Here is a 2,257-nt window from a genome sequence, read left to right as displayed (position 1 = left end):
CATTTACAACCGGACGTTCGACCGGAACGGCAAGCAAATCGCTCTGGAATTGCATAAGGAAATTGTTTTTCACCGCCCCGCCGTCAACGCGCAACGTGGTCAGCGAGATGCCGGAATCGGCTTCCATGACGGCGAGCACATCTTTTGTCTGGTAAGCAAGCGATTCCAAGGTGGCCCGGATGAAATGCTCTTTCGTTGTGCCGCGCGTGAGGCCAAACACCGCCCCGCGCACCTCGCTGTCCCAATACGGCGTGCCAAGCCCGATGAACGCCGGTACGACATACACCCCGTCGGTCGACTCGACTTTTTCGGCATACGCTTCGCTGTCCGCCGCCGTTTTGATCATCCGCAAGCCGTCGCGCAGCCATTGAATGGCCGAACCGGCGACGAAGATGCTGCCTTCAAGGGCGTATTCGACCTTGCCGTCTATTCCCCAAGCGATCGTCGTGAGCAGCCCGTGTTTTGACGCGACCGCCTTTTCCCCGGTGTTCATGAGCATAAAGCAGCCGGTGCCGTACGTATTTTTCGCCATCCCTTCCGTAAAGCACGCCTGCCCGAACAAGGCCGCCTGCTGGTCGCCTGCGGCTCCCGCGATCGGCACCTCGACGCCAAAGAAGTGATAAGGGGCGGTTTTCGCGTACACTTCCGACGACGGCCGAACCTCAGGAAGCATCGCCTTCGGTACGCCTAGGATATCAAGCAGCTCGTCATCCCACTCGAGCGTATGAATGTTAAACATTAATGTGCGCGACGCGTTCGAGTAATCGGTTACATGGACGCGGCCGCCAGACAGCTTCCAAATGAGCCACGTATCGATCGTGCCGAAAAGCAATTCGCCGCGCTCCGCCCGTTCGCGCGCTCCGTCGACATGATCCAAAATCCATTTCACTTTTGTCCCGGAAAAATAGGCGTCAATAAGCAAGCCGGTTTTTTTGCGGAATAGCGGGTCATACCCTTTCGCTTTCAGTTCATCGCAAATGCCGGCCGTCTGCCGCGACTGCCAGACGATGGCGTTGTAAATCGGGTTGCCGGTGTCTTTCTCCCACACCACCGTCGTCTCCCGCTGGTTCGTAATCCCGATCCCTGCCACTTGTTCCGGCTTCACTTGCGCTTCGGACAAGACGCTGGCAATGACCGCAAGCACCGATCCCCAAATTTCATTGGCGTTGTGCTCAACCCAGCCGGGCTGCGGAAAATATTGCGTAAACTCTTTTTGCGCCATATGGACGATTTCGCCCTTTTGATTGAACAAAATCGCGCGCGAGCTCGTTGTGCCTTGGTCGATGGCTAACATGTATTGATTCATAACCTTCTTCCCACTTCTCCTTGATGAGCTTGCAATCCCCATATGCCAGCTACAGAGAACGGCGGCTTGTGGCGCTCACTGTCTTTCCGTTTGTCATCTTCGCCGCCGCCAAAACGGCTGCCGTTGCCGCCAGCACTCCCCATAATGCGCCTGACGGTTTTCCCAAGAAAACAGCTTTATACACCAAACTGCCTAGCGCGCCGCCAAGCAGCGGTCCGACGATCGGCACCCATGCGTACGACCAGTTTGATGATCCTTTCCCTGGGATGGGCAGCAAAAAGTGGGCCAACCGAGGCCCAAAGTCGCGGGCCGGATTAATGGCGTATCCCGTAGTGCCGCCGAGCGACAGGCCGATCGCCACGATCAAAAAACCAACGACAAACGGATTAAGCCCATCGGCGAACTGGTTGGCGCCAATGGCCAAGATGGCCAACACCAACACAAACGTGCCGATGATCTCGCTAAGCAAGTTGGCAGCCGCATTCGGCACGGCCGGACCTGTCGCAAACACGCCAAGCTTGACGCCCGGGTCGTCCGTTTCTTTCCAATGCGGCCAATAGTGGAGGTAGACAATGACCGCTCCCATGACGGCTCCAAGCACTTGCGCCGTAATATAGCCCGGCACGTCTTTCCACGGAAAATCACCGGCGAGCGCCAACGCGACTGTCAGCGCTGGATTGAGATGGGCGCCGCTATACTGGCCGACAGCGTATGCGGCCACGGCCACCGCCAACCCCCACCCCATCGTAATAACAATCCAGCCGGAGTTGGCCGCGTATGATTTTTTCAAGTTGACCCCGGCGCATACACCCGCGCCGAAAATGATGAGCAGTGCCGTGCCGATGAGCTCCCCTAAAAATGGCGACATTTGTTCTCTTCCCCCTTTTCTTCATTTCGTGATTTCTTCTTCCATTTCCTGTTTGTCCAGCCCCTCCGGAGGGTGAACCGTTG

At 56.9% G+C, this 2,257-nt stretch carries 2 protein-coding genes; both read right to left on the bottom strand.

Annotated features, from left to right (window positions below):
* Positions 1-1,306 (bottom strand): glycerol kinase GlpK (glpK, locus tag IKE44_RS09675; RefSeq protein WP_287465744.1); only part of this gene is annotated, 1,306 nt, incomplete at its 3' end.
* 49 nt (positions 1,307-1,355) lie between these two features.
* Positions 1,356-2,174 (bottom strand): MIP/aquaporin family protein, encoded by an 819-nt coding sequence (locus IKE44_RS09670; RefSeq protein WP_033015552.1) that lies wholly within the window; start codon positions 2,172-2,174, stop codon positions 1,356-1,358.
* Positions 2,175-2,257 lie beyond the last annotated feature (83 nt).

This window comes from Geobacillus sp., assembly GCF_017515625.1.
GTDB classification, from domain to species: Bacteria; Bacillota; Bacilli; order Bacillales; family Anoxybacillaceae; genus Geobacillus; species Geobacillus stearothermophilus.
The sequence above is the reverse complement of the archived record's forward strand: the minus strand, read 5'-3'. Positions and strand labels throughout refer to the sequence as shown.

Excerpts from the sequence above, each read along its gene's own strand:
- IKE44_RS09670 (WP_033015552.1), bottom strand. The coding sequence starts at position 2,174 with ATGTCGCCATTTTTAGGGGAGCTCATCGGCACGGCACTGCTCATCATT.